General features: G+C 48.8%; 4 protein-coding genes. All 4 read left to right on the forward strand.

What is annotated here, in order from left to right:
* Positions 1-571: 571 nt before the first annotated feature.
* The gene (locus GTP46_RS28975) at positions 572-1702 is read left to right on the forward strand and encodes a suppressor of fused domain protein (RefSeq protein WP_161010095.1); all 1131 of its coding nucleotides are present in this window, start codon (positions 572-574) and stop codon (positions 1700-1702) included.
* Positions 1703-1847: 145 nt separating this feature from the next.
* On the forward strand, positions 1848-2387 hold the full coding sequence (locus GTP46_RS28980; RefSeq protein WP_161010096.1) for a hypothetical protein: 540 nt from the start codon (positions 1848-1850) through the stop codon (positions 2385-2387).
* Positions 2388-3324: 937 nt separating this feature from the next.
* Positions 3325-3873 (forward strand): hypothetical protein, encoded by a 549-nt coding sequence (locus GTP46_RS29585; protein ID WP_202414484.1) that lies wholly within the window; start codon positions 3325-3327, stop codon positions 3871-3873.
* A gap of 79 nt (positions 3874-3952) precedes the next feature.
* Positions 3953-4366, forward strand: a complete 414-nt coding sequence (locus GTP46_RS28990) for a hypothetical protein (protein ID WP_161010097.1) — start codon at positions 3953-3955, stop codon at positions 4364-4366.
* The last annotated feature ends 93 nt before the right edge of the window (positions 4367-4459 follow it).

The raw sequence follows: 4459 nt of genomic DNA on the forward strand, positions 1-4459 counted from the left end.
CAACCGTCAAGTTAAGCGCCGATGAATGGATCGACTATATGCACCTGTATAAGACCGATCATAGCGAATGGAAGATCGTCAATGTGCTCTGGCAGTATTACGACACGACGCGCCAGGGCAGCAAAAAGTAGTTCTAGCGCTTGTGATAGTTGTGAGTGCTATCGGCCAGGAGCCGACCTTCAATTGAACCGCGATTAGCAAGGTAAAATTGATATGCCGAAAGCAAATGTCTTTCTGACGAACGTAGTTTTTGCCATCGTTGCAGCCAGTCTTACTTACTGGCTCAGCGCCGAATTCAGAGCTGACGGTGCACTTGGTACGCTACAGAGATTAGCGCAACCGTTCGTTTTCTTGCCCTACTTGGCCAGTGCTATGTTCGGTGAGAACGCGCATTCTCCGAGCGCGCCGAGCTTTGCGGTTGCACTCTTTGTACAGTATTTTTTATTGTTTGCGGTGCTTTCGAAAATTCTCAGGCGCAGTCGAGCAAGCACATGACCGCTAATTAATTTTGTCTTTGGGCAGAAACCGGCCATTTGCAGACGCTGGAATTTAAATAACATATAAGGTATTGATGAGGGAAAAGCACAATGAACCTATTTGGCAAGCTGTTTGGTGGAAAAAAAAGGTCCAAGGGACAAGCGTCAAGGGTAGCGAACCCGTACTATCGGTGGAAGAGTCACTTTGGCAGCAAGTCGACGACGCGCGCTCCCGGTTGTTCGAACAGCATTTTGGTCCATTGCCAAACGACATCCTCAAGATGATGGACCTTTCTGGCGTATGGCCAGGCGGCGGGCTCTACGTCATCCCGACCAAGATCGCGGGTGAGCCAGGCTTCATCTACACGACCTTCGGGCTTTCCAATCCCGATATGCCTACCAAAGTGGAGATGGTTGATGCGCAGCCCACATCCAACGACAGTAACGGCTTGCGAGCCGTTGGCTTTGCCGGTACGTTGCGCCAGAAAGCGAAAGTAAGGCCAGGCACCGATCGACCAGGGTATGGCTATGAGTTGATCATCCTCACCAAGGAGAAGGCTGATTGGCCACTTTGGCTACTGCAATGGGCGACGAAAGCGGAATTGGGCAAAGACGCAGACCTTCTCGGCATCGTGGAGCAGCATCAGGGCCTCACAGTTGAGCAGATTGGGATCGGCGAAGGTAAATTTGTGAACCTGCTCATCAGCAAGGCGCATGCACCGCTCCCCGATTACCTTGACCTTCCAAACGGGAGGATGGAACTGCTTGTCGCGACGGTGATCACTGAAGATGAAATGCGTTGGTCGATGACGAACGGGCGAAATAACTTGTTAGGCGAGTTGACGAAAGCTGGAGTGGGCCAGATTAGCGCACTGGACCGGTCGAGCGTTGTTTGTATCGAGGAGCCCGACTTTGCGCAGGTGGAAAGCCTCGAACAAGCAAAAGCACTTGAGGCAAAGGGGCAATTGGCAAAGCTCTTGATGTTCCCCGCAGAGTTTGGGGGGGAGGATATGGCGATAAATGTCCTTTATGTGCCACTAAGGACGGTTAGGCAACGGACAGCGCATTTACAAACGCTCGGGGCATGGGTTAACGAAGGCGCAGTAAATAACTTGAACGTCCGCCCTGAATATAAAGGTACAAGTTTTGTACCTTCGCGCATACATATGAATGCATCGCACTCGGACAGCGGAGAGCAACGGACGCTGACGCTAGATGTGTGGTGAACATGTGGCTTAACCTGGGATTAGAAGACTCACTACGGCCAGTAACGGACGTTAGCCGGTCACCTTTTTAGAATTATATGCATGGATGGGACTGCGACGCCGGTCTCATATAGCTTAGCCCCTTCGAATACAGTTGGAATCAAAAATGCTATCAAAAGAACAAGTTGACGCAATAGGCGATCAACTTCTGTATAAAGCTCGAGATCCAGCCGTCGTCCAAGATTCAGTCTTGCGCCGCTGGAAAAATGCCAATCCAGCTTCCGCTATATTTATTTTCCCCTTGATAGTGACCCCGCAGTTGGTCAATATTTGGCTACGTCACAAAAAAGAAATTCCTGATATTTTTTATTATTTTCTGTTGGCTCTACTCTGTATTTTCGGAATTTTGGTTATAGTTGTTGTGGTCTATCAAAGAAGAACTCCGCTTATAAAAATTGATAACGGCGTGCTTCTCTGCTTTGGGAGCGTGCCGTGGCGAAAGAAGACCTTTCTTCTGTCGGAAGTATATGCAGTAATTTTTACCAAGAGTCCGAGCCGTTGGCGTGGTGCTTACCAGCTCTCAGTTCAGACCTACGGAGTTGAACATAATATTTGGCTCCCTATTTGCAAGCCTTCGCCTGTTCCGCTGATTCGGAAGATGCTTTTTGCAAACTTCGGAGACAAGTTCATTGAATCTGAGATTTAAGTGTCCGGTACAAATCGGCGTAGGCTCATCTGCACAATGGCGTCCCCCACCGCTTGCCATAGTTTTGCAGATTGGCGAGCTGCTGTCCTTAATGCCGCAGTCTGTGTTCGGCCAGGAGCAGCCGGTGATCAATATTGAAAAATGAAAGATGAGACATGCATAAACTGCTTTGTAGCATAGGTCTAAGCGTGCTTGTATGTATCAGTGCAGGAGCGCAGCAGTTAATGCATTGTGAGCCACGACAGGGTCGTGTTTTACGCTCAGTAAACGAACTTCCAGATCAAGTTCAAGCTCTGATAGGGCGTTCTGTTGAGGGGGCTTCCGGTATCGCAGACGTCAATGAGAAATTCAATCCTACGGACGTTATTATCGATCCATCAGTTCCCAGGCGAAGAATAGTTAGCGGATTTATCAGCGATAGCTGCATTCGGCTAGCAATAGAGCATGGCGGGCGAGGACGCTACACCGAGCATGTAGAGTTTCAGTTGACACCACAAGGTTGGCATAAGATTGATTAAGTTAGCCGATAACGGCCACTAGCCGCCATTCAGCAATTTGAAAACGTAGCATTGCTTCTCTAATTCTTGGGGTTACAATTTTGGATAAGATGATTGTTCTGCGAGTTTCCGACGATGATGGAGTGGAGTTGAATGGTGTCAAACTACGTTCAACAAATGAGGTCGCGGAAGCTCTTGAGAAAATTCTTGCCGAACACTCTGATGTGACTGTTTCTGTCGAGGCCAGCGACTCCATATATTATGAGTCAATCGGCAAGGCTATTTACGGTAGCCATCAGGCGGGGTTTTCAGGTGAAAGATTCCGCATACTAGTCCATGGCAAGCCTCGGTAAGCCTGACCTCAATCAGCGTTGCGCCATCGATTGCTGCTAGCGGCCAAGAGCAGACTCATTGATTATTTGAAGTAAGTAAGGATTATCTTGGACCACATAACATTCCAGCAGAATTTCCCCCCTGCTACTGATATTCCTGTCTTGCTATGCAAGCTTCTTGAGTTTCAAAACAAGGCCACCGATTGGTATAGCGGGTATTTTGAACTCGATAAATGGAAGTTTGGCAACCCAGCGTGGTTTGGTGAATCATCAACAGCAGAGCAATTTGCAGTCTTTGGCTGTGGTCCAGATGGTTCGCTTTACGCACTTTGGCTCTATCCGGGCCGCACACTAGACGACGCCCCTGTAGTCTTTCTTGGCTCGGAGGGCACGGACTGTAACTTGATCGCAGGCGACTTGCGCCAGTTTTTGGAATTATTAGCGCTTGGAGCTGACGAATTGGGTTTCGAAATTAATTGGGGGGAGATCCAAATTGGTAACGAGGAAGCACCTCGCTTGGCTGAGTTTCGTGATTGGCTCTGGTCAAGCTTCCAGATTCGGAAACCGTCGAATCCTATTGCAGCGGTTCTAGAGAGCAGAACACATCATCCAGATTTTGAGAAGTGGATGGCGATTTGGCAAGAGGCTCGTACCTGAATACAGCAAGCCATCATCGCTAGATACTGCAACCGGCCAACAACGGACATTAAGCGCTTACTTTCGCAAAGATTTCAATGTGATGAATTTCCCTTTTGAACCTCGCTCTACATCCCAATTGCGGCAGGGCCAATACTGGGGTTTTGAGCTGAGTAATGGCTCATTTGCTTGCGGCTTGATTTTGGCTCGTACGACGTCAGAAGGGAAAATAAATCGCACGCTGTTTTTCGGTGGACTTCTAAATTGGTCCGGCCCATCATTACCTATGCCATCGAACCTAGAAGGCGTCGGTATATTGCAAAGCGGGTTTATGCACATTCGGGCAATTCAGCTTAACGGTGGTCAAGTGAATGGTGCCGTTGATGGTACTTGGGATGTCGCGCCAGAGGTGGTGTACACGGGGCTTACTAGCGATGGCCTGCCAATTTGGGGTTATGGCTGTTCGTTTGCTCGCAGAATTGTTCGTTTGCTCGCAGAATTGATAATCATCTAGCCGTCCTCCCTTCGGCCGAGCCGAGGAATAAAGTCACGGTACGAATCCGAACTTTATCGAGGAGGACGTCATGTTATTTTGTGGCATTGATCT

It is taken from the genome of Duganella flavida (genome assembly GCF_009857445.1).
Taxonomy (GTDB): Bacteria; Pseudomonadota; Gammaproteobacteria; order Burkholderiales; family Burkholderiaceae_D; genus Rugamonas; species Rugamonas flavida.